This is a genomic window from Catellatospora sp. TT07R-123, from assembly GCF_018327705.1.
Classification (GTDB): Bacteria; Actinomycetota; Actinomycetes; order Mycobacteriales; family Micromonosporaceae; genus Catellatospora.
Map to the genome: position 1 here is coordinate 1420218 of NZ_BNEM01000002.1, position 20122 is coordinate 1440339.

Below are 20122 nucleotides of genomic sequence, written 5' to 3' on the forward strand. Positions count from 1 at the left end.
AGCATAGGTGGATGACCACACGTACAGTAGGCCCTGATCACCAGCGAACGACGACGACCGGGTGCGGATGAAAGTGAAGATCACGGACGCGACAGGAGCCGGCCCGGTGACGACCACTCGGCAGCAGCAGGAGCAGCCAGAACTCGTCACCGCGCGGCCACGCCCGCGCCTGGAGGCGATGGACTGGATCGCGATCGGGCTGCTGCTCGGCGGCGGCGCCGCCGTGGCGACCGGGCTGCTGCCGTACGCCGACGCGAAGGCCACCGTCTCGCGGATCCTGCCGCTGCTGGTCTTCCTCGGCTCGGTGATCGTGCTCGCGGAGCTGGCCGCCCGCGCCGAGCTGTTCGACGTGATCGCGGTCAAGGTCACCGCTCTGGGCCGCGGCCGCAACGTCGCGCTGTTCCTGCTCTGCTTCGCGTTCGCCGCGCTCAACACGATCTTCCTCAACCTCGACACCACCGCGGTCCTGCTCACCCCGGTGCTGCTGGCCACCGCGCGGCGCGCGAACACGGCCGCGCTGCCCCTGGCCATGACCACGGTCTGGCTGGCCAACACCGCCAGCCTGCTGCTGCCCGTGTCGAACCTCACCAACCTGCTCGCCGCCGACCGCATCGACCTGGAGCCGCTGGACTTCGCCGCCAAGATGGCGCTGCCGCAGCTGGCCGCCCTGATCCCGATCGGCCTGTGCCTCTGGCTGTTCTACTGGCGCACCAACCCGCCCCGGTACGAGATCCCCCCGCCGCACCGGCCCGCCGACCCGCGCCTGTTCCGGGTCGCGGCGGTCTGCGTGGCCGGGTTCATCGTCTGCATCCTGACCGGCGTCACCATCGAGATCGCCTCGATCGCGGGCGCGGTGCTGCTGCTGGTGGCGTTCCTGATCTGGCGCCGCACCGAACTGTCCTGGAGCATGCTGCCGTGGCGGCTGCTGGTCTTCGTCACCGGCCTGTTCCTGGTCGTCGACACGATCAGCCGGCACGGGCTGTCCACGGTCATGTCGGCGCTGATCGGGACCGACCCCGGCACCGAGGGCGTGATCCGGGCCGCGTCGGTCGGCGCGGGCTCGGCGAACCTGCTGAACAACCTGCCCAGCTACGTCGCGGGCGAGTCGGTGATCCCGGTCGCCAACCACGACCAGCTCATCGGCCTGCTCATCGGCACCAACGTCGGCCCGCTGATCGTGCCGTGGGCGTCGCTGGCCACCATGATCTGGGCCGAACGCTGCCGCGCCAACGGGCTGCGCATCCAGTGGCGCCCGTTCATCCTGGCCAGCACGGTCGCCGCGATCCTCACCCTCGCCACCACCACCGGCGCCCTCCTCCTCACCCCCTGACCCCACCCGCCCCGCACCACCTACGGCGCACCACCCGGCCTCCGCCATCCCTCGCGCCCACACCCACGCTCGCTCGCGCTCGTACCCGTGCTCGCTCCGGCGCTCGCGCTCGCTCCGGCAACGTCCGTGCAGTTTCGGGGAAAGTGCACGAATGTGTCCCGCGTTTCGCACACTTTCCCCGAAACTGCACAAATCATGGACCTGCGCCAAGCCCGGCAGACTGGGCTCGGGCCCGGTGTAGGCAGCGGCCCGGTGCGGCACGGAGCGCGGCCCAGGCGCGGTGCGGCACAGGCGCGGGGCGTGGTGCGGGCACGGGCACGGGGCCGCGGTGCGGGCACGGGCACGGGGCCGCGGTGCGGGCACGGCGCGGGGCGGGCGCGGCGCGGGGCGGGCGCGGCGCGGGGCGGGCGCGGCGCGGGGCGTGGTGCGGCGCGGGGCGTGGTGCGGGCGCGGCCGGGCACGGACCTGGTGTGGGCGCGGCTCAGAGACGTTCGAAGTTGCCGGGCAATCGGGCGTATCTTGGGCTCTCTTTCGCCCGATTGCCCGGCAACTTCGCGCGGCCGGGCGGGCGGGCGAGCGGGCGGGCGAGCGGCGAGGGTGGGGTCAAGGGCGGGGGTCGTGTACCTCGATGACGCGGGTGGTGGGGGCGGCGGCGCCTAGCTGGGCACGTAGGGCGAGGCGGTCCGGGTCGGCGAGGGCGGCCTCGTAACCAGCGCGGGACGTGAAGCGGATCAGCTGCACCTCGGTGGCGCCGCCGTCGGTGCTGTACAGGCGGCGTTCGACCGTGCCGCCGTAGCTGTGCAGTACGGCCAGCACCGCGTCCTCGTACTCCCGGCCCGCGTCGACGTGCCCCGGGGCCATCTCCACCACCGCGACCAGGAACAGCGCCTCGGCCGGGTTCTCTCCTTGTGCCATCGTCACGCCGCGCAGTATCGCACCGCGCCCCACTTCCGATCGGCCGTGAACCAGGCCCCTCCCACTGCTTGATCGCTACCTGCGCCGCTCCCAATGGAACAACGCTCAGGCCGACGACGAAGCGGCCGGGGACGCCGATCTTCGCAATCCCGGCATCCGCTGGATCCGCGCTCTCGGCCAAGACCTCACTTTCGGCGTCCAGAACCCCCAGAACCGACCGGAAACAACGATCTTGCCCGGTGGCCACTCGATGATCGCCGTCATCGGTCAGAAAGTCGGCGCCAACTGCGGGTTCTGACCGGAGACAGCGATCATGCGGCGCGAGTCCCCACGCCCACGCAGCACGAATCCCCACGCCCACGCGGTGCGGATCCCCACGCCCACGCGGTGCGGAGTCTCGCGCCCACACGGTGCGGAGCTTCGCGCTGTCAGGGGGTTGGGTGGGGTGGGGTGGGTGGCGGGGGCGTGGTGCAATTTCGGGGAGGTTGTCCAATGTGGGGAGACACATGTCGCGCCGTGCTCCGGGATTCGTGCTGCTCGTTCTGAGCTTTCCGCTGCTGATGCTGGGCATCTCGGCCTGGAAGGAAGCCGACCGCGAGGCGGAGGTGCGGGCCGGGCAGCTGCGGGAGACCGCCGCCGCCACCGACCCCGCCGAGCGGGACCGGTGGGCCAGCTATGCCGAGTACACGCTGTGGCGGCTGGAGGACGCCGAATACAACCGCGACATGATGCTGGCCGGGGCTGGGGCGGGCCTGCTCGGCGGCATCGTGGTGCTGGTCACCGGCGGTCGGCGGCGCGATGCCGAGCTGGTCCGGGCCGCGGCCGCCGAGACCGCGGGCGCGGGCGCGCCGCCGCCACCGGCGTTCACCGCGTGCGCGGCCTGCCAGTGGAAGATCTCCGTCGCGGCGACCGCCTGCCCGCAGTGCGGCCACCCGAACGTACCGGTGACGGCCCCGGTGCCCGGGGTGGCGGCAGGGGTGGTGGCAGGGGCACCGCCGGTGCCCGCCGGCCGGGCGCAGCGGATGTTCTACGCGGCGCTGATCACGCTGGGCCTCGGCTCGGCCGTGGTGATCCACACGGTGCTGTTCGGCAGGCTGTCCGAGACCGAGCTCGTACACATCTCACCGTACTGGATCTTTCCGGTGGTGTTCGGGTACTACGGGCTGGTCGCGCAGCGGATGGAGGCCCGGCTGCAGGACACCCACCTGGACACCGTCTCCGACCAGCTGCTGAGCGTCATCAAAGAGACCGGCCTGGTGGGGCAGGTGTTCGCGTTCCTGGTGCACGCGCCGTTCCTGCTGGTCAAGAGCCGCCAGCCGTGGGTGACGGCGCTGGTCGGCTCGCTGATCTGGGCGATGGCGCTGATCCTGTTCTTCGGCCTGGTGTGGCCCAGTCTGTGACCGAGGACGGGGCGGGCCCGAGGGCCCGCCCCGTGGCATGGCGCGTCAGCGCCAGACCCACACCTGGTTGGCCTGCGGGCCGCCGCCGCAGGCCCACAGGATGGTCGGGGTGCCGTTGGCCGTACCCCACGCGTCGGCGTCGAGGCACTTGCCCGAGGCCGGGTTGAGCAGGTTGCCGTTGGCCTGGAAGATCCACTGCTGGGCCGAGTTGTTCAGGCAGGTCCACAGCCGGACCTCGGCCCCGTCGGCGGTGCTGGCCCCGGCGACGTCCAGGCACTTGCCGGAGTTCGGGTTGACCAGCGTGTTGCCGACCCGCTGCCACAGCTGCGCCGGGTTGTTCAGGCAGTCCCACAGCTGGGTCTTGGTGCCGTCGGCGGTACGCCCGCCGGAGACGTCCAGGCACCGGCCGGAGACCGGGTTGATGATCGACCGCGCGCCGCTGCCGCCGCCGCGGATGAGGAACAGGTTGTCGGCGACGTTGAAGTTGTTCGCCAGGTACGACCCCGAGGGCGGGTTGGTGCTGTAGTAGTCGTCGTGGTTGCAGTCCAGCCGCTGGTCGTGCGACTGGGCGGTGCACAGGTAGCGCATCTGCGGGTGGTTGGGCTCGTCGGAGTAGCACATGACGTCGTACTCGTCGGTGCAGTGCGCGCCGCCGGAGGCGTTGGGCGCGTTGTTGTTGACCGCGCCCAGGTTGTGGCCGAGCTCGTGGCTGGCCACGGCCGAGGTCCAGCAGCCGTTGTCGGAGCGGCCGAACTCGGGGCCGAAGTTGGAGCGGTTGTCGTCGGTCTTGCGGGTGTCCCCGGCGAACCCGCCGATGCCGCAGTACACGTTGGCCTCGGTCAGCATCACGTACTTGCGGTCGGTGCGGTTGTAGCCCAGCGCCTTGACGGCGTTGACGCTGGCGCCGAACTCCGACAGCGACGACTGCGCGACCCGCACGTCGCGCACGACGGGACGGCAGGCGCCGTTGACGTTCTCGGTGACGAAGCGGATGTGCCGCTCGCCGCCGGTCTCCCGGGCGCTCTCGTTGTAGATGACGTCCATGCCCTCGGCCAGGGTCCGGAACGTCTCCAGGTACTGGCTGTAGCGGTTGGTGTCGCCGTGCACGTACAGCACCTCGACCCGGCGGCCGGAGACCCCGTCGCCTTCGCAGACGGCGAGCGCGGCCAGGGGCGCCGCCAGCGCCTTCATCGGGGCGATGCCGCGCTTGACCGACAGCTCGGCGGGCGGGGCGTCGGGGCCGTGGCTGCACATGACGGGCTGCACCGAGACGACCCGGAAGCCGCCGACGCAGACGCCATTGGTGTCAGCGGCCAGTCCCTTGTGCACGAGGCCGCGGGCGGCGTCGTCGACCGGCATCGCGATCGGGCGGGCGTCGGCGCCGAAGGCGTGGAACTCGGGTTCGGGCGCGGCGGGACGGGCCGTGGCCGAACCGGACAGGGCGGTGGACAGCAGCAGCGCCGCGGCGGCAGCGGGCAGCAGCCACCGGGCGCGTAGGGGTGTCGGCAGAGCCATGGGCGTGGCTCCTCTCGGGAGTGGATGGAACCCGCAAGCTATCCATCCACTTCCGACACAGTCGACAGTTTTCGATACTCGAAATACCGAGGGTGGTCAGGACTCGGGGTCGAGCAGGCGCCGCGCGGACCGCACCACGGCCTCGTCGACCAGCCGTCCGCGCGCGTCCAGGCACACCCCGGTGCCGTCGCGCAGCGCCTGGTCGTGGCGGGCCACCACGTCGCGGGCGGCGTCGAGCTCCGCCTCGGTCGGGGTGAACACCTCGTGCACCACCGGCAGCTGCGCCGGGTGGATGCAGGCCCTGCCCCGGAAGCCGAGCCGCTTGAGGGCGAGGGTGGACTCGCGCAGCGCGTCGAGGTCGCGGAAGTCGGTGCTGACCGGGGCCACCGGTGGGGCGATCCCTGCGGCGGCGCTGGCCAGCACCGCCTGCGAGCGGACCCACAGCAGCTCGCGCCCGTCCGGGCCCGGGGTGACGCCGAGGTCGGCGGCGAGGTCGGCCTCGCCGAGCTGGAGCCGGGCCACCCGTGGGGCGCGGGCGAGCGCGGGTGCGTCCAGCACCGCGGCGGCCGACTCCAGCAGCGGTACGACCCGGACCCCGCCCGGGGCCAGGCCCCGCTCAGCCTCCAGGGCCGTGAGCAGCCGGTCGAGGGCGGCCAGCTCGTCGGCGGATGCGGCCTTGGCCACGCACACCCCGGCCAGGTGCGGCCCGACCACGGCGGCGGCGTCGGTGTGCCCGGCGGCGCCGGGGTTGACCCGTACCCAGAGGCGGGGTTCGCCGACGCCGGTGCGTTCGGCGAGGAAGCCGGCGACGGCGACGCGGGCGGCGTCCTTGCCCGCCGGGGGTACGGCGTCCTCCAGGTCCACGATCAGCGCATCCGCGCCGGTGCTGAGCGCCTTGGCCAGCTTGCCGGGGTTGTCGCCGGGGACGTACAGGTAGGACCTCATCGCAGGTGCTCCCTGCCGGACGGTTCCTGGTCGGCGTCGAGGTGCACGGGTCACAGCTCCCTGGTGAAGGCGGGCAGCGCGCGCCCGTCCGGCAGTGGCAGCCAGGTCAGCACGACCGGCTGGTCGCAGTGCGGTTCGAAGTCTCCAACGAGGCGGGTGAGCAGGATCGGCCCGTCCACCAGGCGCACCCGGGCGATCGTGTACGGCACGGCCGTGCCCGGCGTCGGCGCGCGGTGGACCACGGTGTACGCGTCGACGATCCCGCGCCGGCCCGCCGCGACCAGCGCCAACCGCTCACCGCCGCAACCGGTGCACAGCAGCCGGGGCGGGAGCTGGGCCAGCCCGCAGACCGCGCAGTGCTGCACGGTGAGCCGCCGCTGCCGGGTCTGCTCCCACCACGGCCCGGTGACCTCGTCGGTGGGGATGTCGCCGTCGTTCACGCCGTCTCCAGCAGCACGGTCGCGTGGCTGGAGGCGATGCCGCCGGTCCCGTGCACCAGCGCGGTACGCGCCCCGGGGACCTGCCGCGCCCCGCACTCGCCGCGCAGCTGCCGCACCGCCTCGACCAGCAGCAGCACGCCGAGCTGCCCGGGGTGGCAGTAGGACAGCCCGCCGCCGGTGGTGTTGACCGGGACGCCGTCCCAGTGGGTGCCGGTGCCCGGCGGGCAGAAGCCGAGCTGCTCCAGCCCCAGCGGCACGCTGATGGTGAAGGAGTCGTTGAGCTGGATCACGTCGACGTCGGCCGGGCGGCGCCCGGCCTGGGCGAACGCGCGCGCCCCGGACGCGGCGGCGCCGGTGCTGAGCAGGTCGTCGGGGGTGGCCATGGCCGCGTGGGTGACCGCCTCGCCGCAGCCGAGCACGGTGACCGGCGGGCGGCGCAGGTGCCGGGCCCGGTCCAGCGAGGTGAGCACGACCGCGCCGCCTCCGTCGGTCACCAGGCAGCAGTCCAGCGTGCCCAGCGGACTGGACACCATCGGGGCGGCGAGCACGTCGTCGACGGTCAGCGGCCCGGCCGCCCGGCGGAACGCGGCCGGGTTGGCCAGCGCGTACTGCCGGGCGGCGACGGCGACCCGGGCCAGGTCGGCCCGGGTCAGGTGGTAGGTGTGCAGGTAGCGCTGGGCGGTCATGGCGTAGTAGGACAGCGGCGACAGCGGCTGGTAGGGCTGCTCGAACTGCGCCTCCGGCGTGCCGGGGTCGTAGACGCCGCCGAGGCGGCGGGAGCGGGCGCTGCGCTGGTCGCAGGCGTACGCTATGACGGCCACCTGGCACAGGCCTGCCTCGATCGCCTGGACCGCCCGGGCGACGTGCGTCTCGAACACCGCGCCGGCGGCCGCGGTGGAGTCGGTCCACGACGGGCAGAGCCCGAGCTGGTCGGCCAGCTGGACGGCCGGGGACCGGCCGGTGGCCGCCAGCCCGTCCACGTCGTGCAGCCGCAGTCCCGCGTCGTCCAGGGCACGCCGCACGGCCTGGGCCAGCAGGTGCTGTGCGGACCGGCCCGTGTGCCCGAGGTCGCATTCGGCGGCGCCGACGACGGCGACGGTCATCGCGCCATCGCCGCCCCGGCCGGGCCCGGGAGGCCGGGCAGGCGGGTCCGGCTGACGTCGTGGGAGCGGCCGGCCATGGGGCGACGCTAGCCAGGGGCCGACCAGCCCGTCAAGAGCTTGTTTCTCACAGCGAACCAGTGTTTCCATATCGCGATGGGACCGCATACGCATGGCTGGTGGATTCTGCTCCACCTCGTCCTTTTCGTCTTCTGGCTCGGCGGAGACCTGGGCGTCTTCTGGTCGAGCCGGTTCGTGCTCCGCCCCGACCTGCCCCCGGCCGCCCGCGCCACCGCCCTGAAGATCATGGGCGGACTGGACCTCGGCCCGAAGATCTGCCTGGTGCTGTTCCTGCCCAGCGGCGTCACGCTGATGGCATTGGAACCGCACGGCGCCACCGCGTTCGGGGTGAACCCGTTCCCCTGGCCCGCCGTCGTGGCGGTGTGGCTGCTGGCGGCGGGCTGGCTGGCCGCCACGATCAGCGACCACCACCACCCGGGGCGCCGCCCGTGGGTGCGCCGGGCCGACTGGACCATCCGGCTGACGCTGATCGCCGCCCTGGCCGTGATCGCGCTCTACACGCTGATCGCCGACCGGCCGTTCGGCGTGGACACCAACCCGCGCTGGCTGGGCGCCAAGCTGCTGCTCTACACCACCTCGATCGCGTGCGGGCTGGGCATCCGGCTGACGCTGCGCCCGTTCGGCCCCGCGTTCGGGGCGCTGATGACCACCGGGTCGACGCCCGAGGTGGAGCGGACGCTCAAGCGCAGCATCGACGGCTGCCTGCCGTACGTGTGGGGCATCTGGGGCAGCGTGCTGCTGGCGGCCGCGCTGGGGGTGCTCAAGCCGTTCGCACAGCTGTGATTGACGCCGGTGATTGACGGGAGCGGTCGAGGGACTTCACTATTTCACTATGCGAAACGATGTTTCGCTCTGAGAAACAGGAGGTTCTGTGACACCTCGTCTCCATCGCCGCGGGCTGCTGCGGGTCGTGGCGGCAGCGGCCGTCGCGACGATCGCGGTCGCGGCGGCTCCCGCCCCGGCCCAGGCCGCGTACTCGACCGTGAGCAGCTACACCACCAGCGTCAACGGCGACGCCGCCGACGTGTACCACCCCGTCACCGGGTCCGCCCACAGCCCGTGGCCGGTGGCGCTGCTGCTCCAGGGCGCCAACGTGGACAAGTCCGCCTACCGCGGCTTCGCCGCCAAGGTCGCCTCGTACGGGTTCACGGTCGTGGTCCCGAACCACTTCCAGGTCCTGTTCGGCCAGCCCGGCCTGTACGCCACCGGCGCGCAGGCGGGCTGGACGGTCGCCTGGGCCCAGGCCGAGAACGCGAACACCGCCTCGCCGCTGTACGGCGCGATCGACCCGCAGACGCTGGTGCTGCTCGGGCACTCGTTCGGCGGCGCGGCCGGGCTCAACCTGACCACGGGGCTGTGCACGCCCCCGTTCTGCACCGTGCCCGCCCCGGCGCCGCCGCAGCTCAAGGCGGCGGCGTTCTACGGCACCAACGGCACCGTGCCGCAGACCGGGCAGACCCCGCCGGTCGCCAACACGGTGCCGGTCGCCCTGGTGCAGGGCAGCCTCGACGGCATCGGCAGCCCCGTCAACGGGTACGCCACCTACCAGGCCGTCACCACCCCGCCGAAGCTGTACGTGAGCCTGCTCGGCGCCAACCACTACGGCATCACCGACACCCAGAACCCGGCCGGAGCCCGCCCCGAGACCTCGGCGCAGACGCTGGACCAGGCCCTGAGTGTCGAGACCGCCGCCCGCTGGAGCGCACTGTGGCTGCGCGCCCAGCTCGGCGACCCTGTCGGTCAGGCCTGGGTCTACAGCGTGGGCGACTTCTTCGACGCCAACGCCACGGCCGAGTCCGTGCACTGACGCGCCGGTTCCCGGCCCGGCGCTATCGGGCCGGGAATTCATCGGCACTCCACCATCCGGTCGAACCTATGTGGATGATCGGCAGGTAGTTGTCCGTTTCCCCGGCTGGAACCCCGTCGACCGATCGGGCTAGGCTCCCGTCCATGTTCGTGGATGTCTGGTCGAGCCTGCCGACGGCGGAGACGCCTGACCTGAGCATGAGCCTGGCCGTGCAGGACTTCGCTCCCGCACTGCTGGCCTTCCTCGGTTACCTGCTGCTGGCACCCTCGGCGCTGGGGCGCGTCGGCGCGCTGCTGATGGGCCTGGGCGGGCTGGCCAAGTCCACCTGGAAGCTGCTGCACGCAGGCTGGTCGATCGACGTGCCATGGCTGGACGACCTGCTGTTCCCCTTGCTGGCAGCGGGCGGCGTGCTGCTGGCCATCGCGCTGCACCGCAGGCTGCGCTGGTCGTGGTGGCCGCTGGCCGCCGCGGGCCTGGTCGCCGCCGGGCTGGCCGTGAAGCAGATGTCGGTGCAGCCCGCGTTCATCGCGGCCACCGCGTTCGTGATCTGGATCAGCATCGTCGGGGCGGTGTGGGCCTGGCGCAACGGGGAGGCGCTGGCCGCCGCCCTGTTCCCGATCAGCGTGCTGGCCGTGCTCGCGCTGGTGCCGCTGCGCAACCACCCGGCCAGCGACGCGCTGGCGTTCCAGTGGGTGCAGCAGGGCGTCAACACGATGGCCCAGCTCATCTTCTGCGTGGCCGGCGCACTGACGTTCCGGGCGGTGCGCCGCGGCGGCGGCGACTTCCCGGCCGCCGAGCGCGGCGACGTGCCGTCGTGGGGCATGCCCGAGGAGCGCACCGCCCGCCACCGCTCCCGCCTCTGACCCGATGCGGGCAGGTCAGCCCGGGTAGCCGAGCTGGGCCGAGATCCGCGCGGCGGCCTCGGTCAGCGACTGCGCGGTCTCGCCGTGCTCGGGCTTGAACCGCGCCGACGGGCCCGCGACGCTCAGCACCGCCACCACGTGCCCGTCGTGGTCGAAGATCGGCGCCGCGATCGAGGCCGCCCCGGCCTGGCGCTCCCCGAGCGAGGTCGCGTAGCCGCGCTTGCGGATCGCGGCCAGCTCCTTGCGCAGCTTCGCCGGGTCGGTGAGCGTCTTGTCCGTCAGCGGCTTCAGCGGGTGCCGGTCCAGGTAGGAGTCGATCTCGGTCTCCGGCAGGAAGGCCAGGAACGCCTTGGACGACCCGCCCGCGTGCAGCGGGTACGGGATGCCGAGGGTGACCTCCATCCGCAGCTCTTGGTCCGGCACGACCTGGTCGACGTAGAGGCGGGTGTCGCCGCGGCGCAGCGACAGCGTCGCCGTCTCGCCGGTCTGCTCGGCCAGCTGCCGCAGCTCCGGCGCGGCCATCGCGCGCAGGTCTGTGCGGGCCAGGTAGGCCCGGCCCAGCGCGACGGCGGCGTGGCCGAGGGCATAGCGGCGGGTGACCGGGTCGACGGTGATGAGATCGCGGCTGCGCAGCGCGGTCAGGATGCGGTGCACCGCGGCCTTGGTCAGGTTGAGCGCGGTCGCGATCTCGGTGACGCCGAGGTCGGGCTGCCCGCTGCGCCCGAAGTACAGCAGCACGTCCATGGCGCGCTCGACGGCGGCGATGGAGCGTGACTGGCTGTCGTCGTCGGTGGCGGGGTTCGCCTTCGCTGCGGCACTGATCGGCACGGGCCCTCCTGTTCGGCGTGGACGTGCGCCAGTCTAGAGCCGATCACCGCCGCCACACAGACACCGCCTCGGCCGTTGACACGACACCCGCCCACTCGTTACCTTCACGGCAACGGCGTTTCCTGATGCGAAACAAGGGCAGGTGCAGAGGTGGACAGCGCGCAGCTGCGTCAGGTGCTCAGCCAGTGGCCCAGCGGCGTCGCCATCGTCACCACCCTGGCCGACGACGGCTCGCACCGTCCGCACGGCATGACCGCGAGCTCATTCTCCTCGGTCAGCCTCGATCCGCCACTGGTCTCCGTCTGCCTCGGCAACCACCTGCCCACCCGGGCCATGGTCGCCGCCTCGGGCGTGTTCGCGCTCAGCTTCCTCGGCAAGGACCAGGCCGAGATCGGCCGCCGCTTCGCCGGCCAGGTCCCCGGCCTCACCGACCGGTTCGCCGGAGCCGACTGGGTCACCGGCCCGACCGGCTGCCCGATGCTCGCCGACGCGACCGGGCGCCTGGACTGCACCGTCGAGCACGCCTACCCCGGCGGCGACCACACCATCTTCGTGGGCCGCGTGCGCGAGGCCGCCGTCGACCGGGTCACCGCCCCGCTGCTGTTCCACTCGCGCAGCTGGGGCCAGCTCGCCGACCCGCTGCCCGACGAGATCACCATCACCGTCGTGGACGGCGCCGCCCGGGTCGGCGCCGAGGTGAGCGTACGCGACCCCGGCGACCTGCCCGCCGTGCGCGACCTCGCCACCGCGCTGCCCGTGCGCGCCTACGTCGCCGACGCGTTCGCCCCCGACCGCGAGGCCCTGGTGCTGGCCACCCTCGACGCGCTGGCCGGGCTGCCCGACGTCGCGCTCGGCTGCGCCGAGGACACGGCCGCGTCGCCGCTACAGGTGCGCCGGGTGCTGCAGGACGCGGTGGTGCGGGTGCGCCCGGCCGCGCTGCACGTGCGGCTGCGCGCCCACCACGGCCTGGGACTGGTCAACGCGCTGGTGGCGATGAAGAGCGGCGTGCGCCGCTTCGACGCCGTACGCGATCCGGCTTCCGGCGGCCTGCCCGCCGACGACCTGCTGCTGCTGGCCCGCCAGCTCGGCGTGGCCTGCGCCGAACCGGCCTGAATCCACAAGGGAGAAAGAGCATGGCTGACCCGCTCACCGGCGAGCGCCTCGTCGACGACATGACCGAGGCCGAACGCGACCGCGCCCAGCGGGTGGAGGCCGTGCTGCCCGCGCTGCGCGCCGCGGCCGCGCAGGCCGACGCCGACGGCGTGTTCCCGGCCGGGCACGTGGACCTGCTGCGGGAGGCTGGGCTGCTGGGCCTGGTCGTGCCGACGGAGTACGGCGGCCTGGGCGGCGGCCTGCGGGACCTGGCCGCGGCCACGTTCGCGATGGGCACCGCCTGCCCGTCGACGGCGCTGGCGTTCTTCTTCCACAACACCAGCGCCTCGCGCGGGCTGCTGCCGCTGGAGGCGGTCGAGGCGGGGCTGTTCGACGAGGCCGACGTCCCGGCCGTGCGCGCCTTCGCCGAGCTGGTGCTGCGCCGTATGGCCGGCGGCACCTGGCTGGCCAACTTCGCCAGCGAGTCGGTCAAGAGCGCCGGGGCCAACATCGCCATCGCCACCACCGCCCGCCCCGCCCAGCGCGACGGCGTCGACGGCTGGCTGGTCACCGGCGAGAAGTCGTTCGGCTGCGCCACCGGCGTCGCCGACACGTACCTGGTCACCGCGCGCCTGGAGGGCACCGACACCGCCGCCGGGCTGGCCCTGTTCCTGGTGCCGCGCACCGCCGAGGGCGTGTCCTCCCGCCCGGCCTGGGACGGCCTGGGCATGCGCGGCTCGGCCAACCACGGCATCGTGCTGTCCGACGTGTGGGTGCCCGCGACCGAGGCGCTGACCGTGCCGGGCGCGTTCGTGAAGATGCTCCAGTGCAGCCGGGGCAGCTTCGTCGGCAACCAGCTCGCGATCACCGCCGTGTACGTCGGCTGCGCCCAGGGCGTCTACGACGAGACCCTGTCCCGGCTGACCGCCAAGACGTTCGCCGACACCGGCCGCCCGATCGCCGAGTCCCCGATGCACCAGGTGATCATCGGTGACATGACCGAGAACCTGGAGACGGCGTACCTGTGGCTGCGCCGCCAGCTGCTGCTGGAGACCTCAGAGCCGCCGCTGGCGCCGAAGAACAAGGTCTACCAGCAGTGGCGGCTGGCCAAGGGGTCGATCTGCGAGGCCGCGTTCGCGGTGGCGGTCGGCGCGTTCAAGGCGTCCGGCACCTCCGGGGCGACCCTGCACGGCACCATGGGCCGGGCCCTGCGCGACCTGGCGATGGGCCTGGTCATGACGTTCCCGCCGGAGCGCGGGCGGCTGGAGGCGGCCTCGATGGTCACCGCCGACCGGTCCAACGAGCTGTTCGCGAGCGTGGCCAAGTGAGCGCGGTGACGCCGCAGCCGGTGTCCGACCTGGTCGACGGCGCGTGGCAGGCCTGCGCCGAGCCGCTCGGCTTCGCCCTGGAGGAGCCGGCGACCGGGCGGGTGCTGGGCACCGCGACCGGCACCGCGGCCGACCGCATCGACGCGGCGATCGCGGCGGCCGCGGCGGTGCACGAGTCCGGGGCGTGGTCGGGCCTGTCGCCGCAGGCGCGGGCGGTGCTGCTGGAGTCGGCCGCCGACCAGGTGCAGCACGACGCCGACGCGATCACGGCGGTCGAGTCGTACGCCACCGGCGTGCCGATCCGGCAGACCGCGATGCTGGCCGTGATCCTGGCCGGGGCGTTCCGGCTGGCCGCCGCGCAGCTGCGCGAGGGCTGGCTGACCGGGGCCGTGCCGCGCGAGGACGGCCGGACCGCGCACGTGGAGCGGCTGCCCTGGGGCCCGGCCGCGTGCCTGGTGCCGTGGAACGCGCCCGCCCCGATGGCGGCGCACAAGCTCGCCAACGCCCTGGCCGCGGGCTGCCCGGTGATCGTCAAGCCCAGCGAGTACGCCCCCTACGGCACGCAGCTGCTGGTGGCCGCGGTGGAGCGGGCGCTGGCCGCCGCCGACGTGCCGGGCGGGGTGCTCCAGCTCGTACACGGCGACGCGGCCGCCGGGGCGCGGCTGGTCGGCGACCCGCGCATCCGGGCGGTGTCGTTCACCGGCGGGCTGGCCGGGGGCCGGGCCGTCGCGGCGGCCTGCGCGTACGACGTCAAGCCGGTGCAACTCGAACTGGGCGGCAACAACCCGCTCGTCGTGCTGCCCGATGCCGACACCGCGTCCGCCGCCCGCGCCGCCGCCGACCTGCTGACCACGCTCAACGGCCAGTGGTGCCGGGCGCTGGGGCGCCTGATCGTGCCCGCCGACCGCGCCGACGAGATCGTCGCGGCGGTCCTGGCCCGCCTCGGTGACCTGCGCGTCGGCGACCCGCTCGACCCTGCCACGGACTACGGCCCGCTGGTCCACTCCGGGCACCGGTCCCGGGTCACCGCCGCCCGCGACGTGCTCGTCGCCCACGGCGGCCGGGCGCACACCGCGCTGCCGGTCCCGGACGAGGGCAACTTCCTCAGCCCGACCCTGGTCACCGGGGTCCACCCGGAGCACACCGTGCACGAGATCTTCGGCCCCGTCGCGGCGGTGCACACCTACCGCACCCTGGACGAGGCCGTGGCACTGGCCAACGGCACGCCGTACGGGCTGGAGGCGTACGTCTGCGGCACCGACGAGGACGCGGCCCTGGCCGTGGCCCGGCGGCTGCGCGCGGGCGAGGTGAAGGTCAACGGCTCCAGCATCATGAGCCTGCACCTGTTCACCCCGCGCCCGGCCTGGGGCCTGTCCGGCTACTCCGAGGAGGGCACCGCCGAGACGCTGCGGTTCTTCACCAACCCGCGCGTCGTCGGCGTCGAGGGCGGCTTCGCGCTGCACGGGCGCCCGTGACCGCCGCCGCGCTGCGCGCCCTGCTCGCCGCCGACCGGGTCACCCACCTGCCCGGCGTGTACGACGCCCCCACCGCCGCCCTGGCGGTGCGGGCCGGGCACCGGGCGGCGCACCTGTCCGGGGCCGCCTGCGCCGCCCTGGACCTGGGCCTGCCCGACCTCGGCTACGTCCACGGCACCCACCTGGCCGCACGGGCCTCCCGCCTCGTCCCGGCGCTGGCCGGGGCGCCGCTGCTCGCCGACGCCGACACCGGCTACGGCGACGCGCTCCAGGCGGTGTGGACCGCCCGCGCCTACACCGCCGCCGGGGTCAGCGGCCTGCATCTGGAGGACCAGGTGCAGCCCAAGCGCTGCGGCCACCTCGCGGGCAAGGAACTGGTCGCGCCCGGCACCGCCGCCCGCAAGGTGCGCGCCGTGGCCGCCGAGGGCGGCGGCATCGTGGTGGTGGCGCGGACCGACGCGTACACGGTGACCGGCCTGGACGACGCGGTCGACCGCGCGGCCCGCTACGCCGCCGCCGGGGCCGACGCCGTGTTCCTCGAAGGCGTCACCGATCCGGGCGAGCTCGCGCGGGCCCACGCCGCGCTGCCGGGCGTGCCGCTGGTGGTCAACCGCTCCGAGGCCGGGTCCACCACGGACTGGCCGGGCGACGACGAGCTCGCGGCGCTGGGCGTGCGGCTGGTGCTGCACCCGGTCGCGCCGCTGCTGGCAGCACTGGACGCGGCCGCGCGGGCGTACGCGGCGATCGCCGCGGGCGGCAGTGCCGAAACGGTGTCCCGCCTGCCCTGGGCCGACTTCACCGGCCTGGTCGGGCAGGACGAGGCCCTCGAACTGGACGCGAGGTACGCATGAGCCGGGTGATCGTCGCCGGGGCCGGGCCGGTCGGGCTGAGCGCCGCGCTGGCGCTGGCGCGGCACGGCCTGTCCGTGACCGTGCTGGAGGCCGGGCCGGACCTGGCCGCCGAGTCGCGGGCGTCCACGTTCCACCCGCCGACCCTGGAGATGCTGGCCGACCTGGGCGTGGTCGACGAGGTGCTGTCGCGTGGCCTGGTCGCCCCGACGTTCGCCTACCGCGACCGCGCCGCCGGGCACGTGGCCACCCTGGACCTGTCGGTGCTGGCCGGTGACACGCCGTACCCGTACCGGGTGCAGCTGGAGCAGTCGAAACTGACCCCGATCCTGCGCGACCACCTGGACCGGCACGGCGTATCCATCCGGTTCGGCAGCCCGGTCACGGGTGCGAGCAGCGACACCACCGGGGTGGACGTGCACGTCGCCGACGGGTCGACGGTGCGCGGGGACTGGCTGGTCGCCGCCGACGGCGCGCACTCGGCGGTGCGGCGGGCGCTCGGGGTCGCGTTCGACGGCATCACCTACCCCGAGCGGTTCCTGGTCGCGTCCACCTCGGAGGAGCTGACCGGGTGGCTGGACGGGCTGGCGGCGGTCAACTACGTGTTCGACCCGGTGGACTGGTCGGTGCTGCTGCGTACGCCGGACCACTGGCGGGTGCTGCTGCCGACGCCGGACGGATCATCCGACGAGACCGAGCTCGCCCGGCTGGGCGACCGGCTGCGGCAGATCCACGACCCGGGCCGCCCGTGGCTGGTGGCGCACGCCAGCATCTACCGGGTGCACCAGCGGGTGGCGGCGACGTTCCGGCACGGGCGGGTGCTGCTGGCCGGGGACGCCGCGCACGTCAACAACCCGCTCGGCGGGCTGGGCATGAACTCCGGCATCCACGACGCGATCGCGTACGCCGCCGCGCTGTCCGCCGCCGATCCCGACGCGGCCACGGCGCACGCCGCCGAGCAGCGCCGACGCATCGCGCTCGACTTCACCCAGGCCGTGTCCCACCGCAACTACGAGCGTATGAGCGCCGCCGACCCGGCCGCCCGCGCCGCCCACCTGGACCAACTCCGCCGCACCGCCGCCGACCCGGCCCTGTCCCGCACCCACCTCCTGCGCGCCTGCATGATCGACTCCCTCCGCCCGGTGACCCCATGACCCCCGGGACGGCCCCAAGATCGGGCAAGTTGCCGGGCAATCGGGCGTACAGCGGCTCCTTTTTCGACCGATTGCCCGGCAACTCGGCTGATCTTGGGGGGTGTCCCGGGGTGTTCGGCGGGCACGATGGCGGGGGCGGGTGGGGGCGCGGTGAGTGAGCGGATCAGCCGGTACAACCCGGCGCGGGTGCGCGAGCTGGTCGGGACGGTCCCGGTGACCGGGGCGGAGCAGGTCGACGCCGTGGTGCACGCCGCTGCGGCGGCCCAGCGCGGCTGGGCGGGCATCGAGGCGGTGGCGCGGGGCGCGCTGCTGCGGGCCGCGGCCGACGCGGTCGAGGCACAGGTGGAGACGCTCGCGGAGCTGCTGGCGCGGGAGTCGGGCAAGCCGCGGGCGGACTGCCGGGGCGAGCTGGGGTTCGCGCTGACGTTCCTGCGCTGGGTCGCCGACCGGGCGCCGGTGGTGCTCGCCGACGCCGAGACCGACGACGGCGCGGGCCGCCTGCTGCTGACCCGCCGCCCGTACGGCGTGGTCGCCGCGATCACCCCCTGGAACGCCCCGGTCATCCTGTCGCTGCTCAAGATCGGCCCGGCGCTGGCGGCGGGCAACACGATCGTGGTGAAGCCGTCGCCGCTGGCCCCGCTGGCGATCGACCGGGTCGTCCGGCTGCTGGCCGGCGCCCTGCCCGCCGACGTGCTGCACGTGGTGCACGGCGACGCGGCGACCGGTGCGGCCCTGGTCGGGCATCCGCTGATCCGCAAGGTGGCGTTCACCGGCGGCGAGCAGGCCGCCCGCGCCGTCGCCGCGGCGGCGGGCACCACGCCGACCGTGCTGGAGCTGGGCGGCAACGATCCGGTGCTGCTGCTCGACGACGCGGACCTGTCGCCGGAGCCGATGCGGCGGCTGGTGATGGCCTCGTTCGCCACCAGCGGCCAGGTCTGCATGGCCGCCAAGCGGCTGTACGTGCCGCGCGCGCGCCGCGACGAGTTCACCGATGCCTACCTGCGTGCGGCCGAGGAGGTGCTCTGCCTGGGCGATCCGCTGGCCGACGGCGTCACCATGGGCCCGGTGATCACCGCCGAGGCGGCGGCGCGGGTGCACGCGCTGGTCGCGGCGGCCGTGGCGCGCGGCGGCTCGGCGCTGGCGCTGGGCCGCGCCGACGCGGGGACCGACCTGTCCGGCGGGCACTTCGTGGCGCCGACGCTGCTGGTCGGCCTGGCCGACGACGATCCGGTCGTGGCGTACGAGCAGTTCGGGCCGACCGTTCCGCTGCTGGTCTACGACGACGAGGACGAGGTCGTCGCCCGTGCGAACGCCGACGAGCTGGGGCTGGGCGCCTCCGTGTGGTCGGTCGACGAGCAGCGGGCGTTCCGCGTGGCGAAACGGCTGGAGGCGGGGTTCGTCTTCGTGAACACGCACAACCGCACGGGTATGGCCCTGCGCGCGCCCTTCGGCGGCGTGAAGCGCTCCGGCCACGGCCGCGAGTACGGCGACGCGGGCATCGCCGAGTACGCCCAGCTGTGCTCGGTGCACGCCCCGGCGGCGTTCCGCCCCGGCGGGACGGGCGCGAGCGCGACGGCATACCCGACCGCGTGAGCGCGCGGTATCCGAGCCAGCATACGTGCCCTGAACTGCCCTTATGTGTCCAATAGGATGATTTCCAAATCGCCCGAACAGCCAGTCAAATGGCTATACGGTCGGCTACATGCAGAAATCCGTACTTCGCGGCATGATTGCCGCATCAGTCTCGATCGGGGTCAGCACCATGGCGGCGGCGGCCGTCGTGCTGGGCCCCAGTGGGGCGGCCCTGGCCAGCCCCACCAACCCGACCGCCTCGGCCCTCGGCTTCAACGTGTTCGTCGACGAGAACGCCGACCTGACCAGCAACGAGACCGACGGCCCGGTGGCGCTGGGCGGCGACCTGCGCATCGGCGGCCCGTACCAGGTCGCCGGGAACAATCCGGGCACCTTCATCGTGTCCGGGGACAACAACCATCCGACCTCGCTGGTCATCGGCGGGCGGATCCTGTTCGGCACCAGCGCCGCCAACGGCGTGCTGGCCGTGAACGGCAACAACTCCTACGCCAAGCTCGGTGACGTCACCGGCGCGCAGGTGCTCAACTTCGACTCCGGCAACAACCCCGCCAACACCCACATCGTGGCCGACACCGCCGCCTACGAGGACGCCCCCCGGGTGGAGCTGCGGCTGATCCAGCCGGTCGCCTCGGTGCTCCAGTCGGTCATCGACTTCCCCGCCGCGTTCACCGACTTCCGCAACAGCTCGACCGCGCTGGCGGCCTGCGTCAACAACATCACGCTGACCAACGCCAACGGCGACACGATCCCCCGGCCGATCCCGCCCAACACCGACGCCCACGTGACGCTGGCCGGAGGCGTCACCAACGTGCTCAACCTGACCGGCGCCGAGCTGGACAACCTCAACTCGCTGACCTACAACAACAGCCCGACGGCGAACGGGCCCCTGCTGATCAACGTGAACACCGTGCTGGACAACACGTACATCTTCGACGTGCCCAACCAGGCCGGCATCGGCATCGGGCAGGCGCCGTTCATCCTGTGGAACTTCCCCACCGCCTCCTCGATCACGCTGCCGTCGACCGCGGCGACCCTGGAGGGCACGCTCTACGCCCCCAACGCCGACCTGTTCGACTTCGCCGCGAGCAACATCGAGGGCCAGGTCATCACCGAGAGCATCACTCACGGCAGCGCGATCGCCAACGGCGGCGAGATCCACTACGCCCCGTTCACCGCATCCCTGACCTGCGCGCCGACCTCGCCGACCCCGAGCCCGTCGACCAGCGCGTCGGCCAGCCCGTCGACCTCGCCGAGCACCAGCCCGTCGCCGAGCGTCTCGCCGTCGACCAGCCCGTCGGCGTCGCCGAGCGCTTCCCCCACGCGCAGCCCGTCGGCGTCGCCGACCGCGCGTCCGACGCAGTCTCCGTACGGCCGCCCGCGGCCGCCGCACCCGCCGCGTCCCTGATCT

At 73.7% G+C, this 20122-nt stretch carries 18 protein-coding genes; 12 read left to right on the forward strand and 6 right to left on the reverse strand.

Translation table 11 applies throughout. The annotated features are described in order from the left end of the window. Positions 1-106 precede the first annotated feature (106 nt). The gene (locus Cs7R123_RS26300) at positions 107-1330 is read left to right on the forward strand and encodes an SLC13 family permease (protein ID WP_244872158.1); all 1224 of its coding nucleotides are present in this window, start codon (positions 107-109) and stop codon (positions 1328-1330) included. 603 nt (positions 1331-1933) lie between these two features. Here the strand turns inward: Cs7R123_RS26300 and Cs7R123_RS26305 are convergent. Next, positions 1934-2245, reverse strand: a complete 312-nt coding sequence (locus tag Cs7R123_RS26305) for a hypothetical protein (RefSeq protein ID WP_212834527.1) — start codon at positions 2243-2245, stop codon at positions 1934-1936. 506 nt (positions 2246-2751) lie between these two features. Between Cs7R123_RS26305 and Cs7R123_RS26310 the strand changes: the two genes are divergently transcribed. After that, complete coding sequence (locus tag Cs7R123_RS26310; protein WP_212830382.1) at positions 2752-3645, forward strand: hypothetical protein; 894 nt, start codon at positions 2752-2754, stop codon at positions 3643-3645. A gap of 45 nt (positions 3646-3690) precedes the next feature. Here Cs7R123_RS26310 and Cs7R123_RS26315 read toward each other — a convergent pair whose 3' ends face one another. From Cs7R123_RS26315 to Cs7R123_RS26330, 4 genes are all read right to left on the reverse strand, one after another. Further along, on the reverse strand, positions 3691-5160 hold the full coding sequence (locus tag Cs7R123_RS26315; protein WP_212830383.1) for an RICIN domain-containing protein: 1470 nt from the start codon (positions 5158-5160) through the stop codon (positions 3691-3693). A 96-nt stretch (positions 5161-5256) separates the two neighbouring features. Further along, positions 5257-6105: a CoA ester lyase gene (locus Cs7R123_RS26320; RefSeq protein WP_212830384.1), complete on the reverse strand. Its 849-nt coding sequence runs from the start codon at positions 6103-6105 to the stop codon at positions 5257-5259. A gap of 50 nt (positions 6106-6155) precedes the next feature. Next, a complete protein-coding gene (locus tag Cs7R123_RS26325; protein ID WP_212830385.1) occupies positions 6156-6545 on the reverse strand; it encodes a Zn-ribbon domain-containing OB-fold protein in 390 nt (129 codons plus the stop codon). After that, complete coding sequence (locus tag Cs7R123_RS26330) at positions 6542-7648, reverse strand: thiolase (protein ID WP_212830386.1); 1107 nt, start codon at positions 7646-7648, stop codon at positions 6542-6544. The genes Cs7R123_RS26325 and Cs7R123_RS26330 overlap by 4 nt, the downstream gene beginning before the upstream one ends. A 153-nt stretch (positions 7649-7801) precedes the next feature. Here Cs7R123_RS26330 and Cs7R123_RS26335 point away from each other — a divergent pair, with 153 nt between their 5' ends. The 3 genes from Cs7R123_RS26335 to Cs7R123_RS26345 all read left to right on the forward strand — a co-directional run bounded on the left by Cs7R123_RS26335 (position 7802) and on the right by Cs7R123_RS26345 (position 10396). After that, positions 7802-8509 (forward strand): hypothetical protein, encoded by a 708-nt coding sequence (locus tag Cs7R123_RS26335; protein WP_212830387.1) that lies wholly within the window; start codon positions 7802-7804, stop codon positions 8507-8509. Between the two features lie 88 nt (positions 8510-8597). Next, the gene (locus Cs7R123_RS26340; RefSeq protein WP_212830388.1) at positions 8598-9533 is read left to right on the forward strand and encodes a hypothetical protein; all 936 of its coding nucleotides are present in this window, start codon (positions 8598-8600) and stop codon (positions 9531-9533) included. Positions 9534-9676: 143 nt separating this feature from the next. Continuing rightward, complete coding sequence (locus tag Cs7R123_RS26345) at positions 9677-10396, forward strand: hypothetical protein (protein ID WP_212830389.1); 720 nt, start codon at positions 9677-9679, stop codon at positions 10394-10396. A 15-nt stretch (positions 10397-10411) separates the two neighbouring features. On the opposite strand, the gene Cs7R123_RS26350 is transcribed toward Cs7R123_RS26345, so the two are convergent. Continuing rightward, positions 10412-11224 carry an IclR family transcriptional regulator gene (locus Cs7R123_RS26350; protein WP_244872159.1) on the reverse strand — a complete coding sequence of 271 codons (813 nt, stop codon included), beginning with the start codon at positions 11222-11224 and terminating at the stop codon, positions 10412-10414. A 150-nt stretch (positions 11225-11374) separates the two neighbouring features. On the opposite strand from Cs7R123_RS26350, the gene Cs7R123_RS26355 reads away from it, so the two are divergent. From Cs7R123_RS26355 to Cs7R123_RS26385, 7 genes are all read left to right on the forward strand, one after another. Next, positions 11375-12337, forward strand: coding sequence for a flavin reductase (locus Cs7R123_RS26355; protein WP_212830390.1), 963 nt, complete (start codon positions 11375-11377; stop codon positions 12335-12337). 20 nt (positions 12338-12357) lie between these two features. Then, the gene (locus Cs7R123_RS26360; protein ID WP_212830391.1) at positions 12358-13644 is read left to right on the forward strand and encodes an acyl-CoA dehydrogenase family protein; all 1287 of its coding nucleotides are present in this window, start codon (positions 12358-12360) and stop codon (positions 13642-13644) included. After that, positions 13641-15119 carry an aldehyde dehydrogenase gene (locus tag Cs7R123_RS26365; protein WP_244872160.1) on the forward strand — a complete coding sequence of 493 codons (1479 nt, stop codon included), beginning with the start codon at positions 13641-13643 and terminating at the stop codon, positions 15117-15119. The genes Cs7R123_RS26360 and Cs7R123_RS26365 overlap by 4 nt, the downstream gene beginning before the upstream one ends. Continuing rightward, a complete protein-coding gene (locus Cs7R123_RS26370) occupies positions 15116-15970 on the forward strand; it encodes an oxaloacetate decarboxylase (protein ID WP_212830392.1) in 855 nt (284 codons plus the stop codon). The genes Cs7R123_RS26365 and Cs7R123_RS26370 overlap by 4 nt, the downstream gene beginning before the upstream one ends. Continuing rightward, positions 15967-17121, forward strand: coding sequence for an NAD(P)/FAD-dependent oxidoreductase (locus tag Cs7R123_RS26375; protein ID WP_212830393.1), 1155 nt, complete (start codon positions 15967-15969; stop codon positions 17119-17121). The genes Cs7R123_RS26370 and Cs7R123_RS26375 overlap by 4 nt, the downstream gene beginning before the upstream one ends. A gap of 150 nt (positions 17122-17271) precedes the next feature. Continuing rightward, positions 17272-18714 carry an aldehyde dehydrogenase family protein gene (locus Cs7R123_RS26380; RefSeq protein ID WP_212830394.1) on the forward strand — a complete coding sequence of 481 codons (1443 nt, stop codon included), beginning with the start codon at positions 17272-17274 and terminating at the stop codon, positions 18712-18714. 133 nt (positions 18715-18847) lie between these two features. Then, positions 18848-20119, forward strand: coding sequence for a choice-of-anchor A family protein (locus Cs7R123_RS26385; RefSeq protein WP_212830395.1), 1272 nt, complete (start codon positions 18848-18850; stop codon positions 20117-20119). Positions 20120-20122: the final 3 nt, after the last annotated feature.

Excerpts from the sequence above, each read along its gene's own strand:
- Cs7R123_RS26305 (WP_212834527.1), bottom strand. The coding sequence starts at position 2,245 with ATGGCACAAGGAGAGAACCCGGCCGAGGCGCTGTTCCTGGTCGCGGTG.
- Cs7R123_RS26310 (WP_212830382.1), top strand. The coding sequence starts at position 2,752 with ATGTCGCGCCGTGCTCCGGGATTCGTGCTGCTCGTTCTGAGCTTTCCG.
- Cs7R123_RS26315 (WP_212830383.1), bottom strand. The coding sequence starts at position 5,160 with ATGGCTCTGCCGACACCCCTACGCGCCCGGTGGCTGCTGCCCGCTGCC.
- Cs7R123_RS26320 (WP_212830384.1), bottom strand. The coding sequence starts at position 6,105 with ATGAGGTCCTACCTGTACGTCCCCGGCGACAACCCCGGCAAGCTGGCC.
- Cs7R123_RS26330 (WP_212830386.1), bottom strand. The coding sequence starts at position 7,648 with ATGACCGTCGCCGTCGTCGGCGCCGCCGAATGCGACCTCGGGCACACG.
- Cs7R123_RS26335 (WP_212830387.1), top strand. The coding sequence starts at position 7,802 with ATGGGACCGCATACGCATGGCTGGTGGATTCTGCTCCACCTCGTCCTT.
- Cs7R123_RS26345 (WP_212830389.1), top strand. The coding sequence starts at position 9,677 with ATGTTCGTGGATGTCTGGTCGAGCCTGCCGACGGCGGAGACGCCTGAC.
- Cs7R123_RS26360 (WP_212830391.1), top strand. The coding sequence starts at position 12,358 with ATGGCTGACCCGCTCACCGGCGAGCGCCTCGTCGACGACATGACCGAG.
- Cs7R123_RS26375 (WP_212830393.1), top strand. The coding sequence starts at position 15,967 with ATGAGCCGGGTGATCGTCGCCGGGGCCGGGCCGGTCGGGCTGAGCGCC.
- Cs7R123_RS26385 (WP_212830395.1), top strand. The coding sequence starts at position 18,848 with ATGATTGCCGCATCAGTCTCGATCGGGGTCAGCACCATGGCGGCGGCG.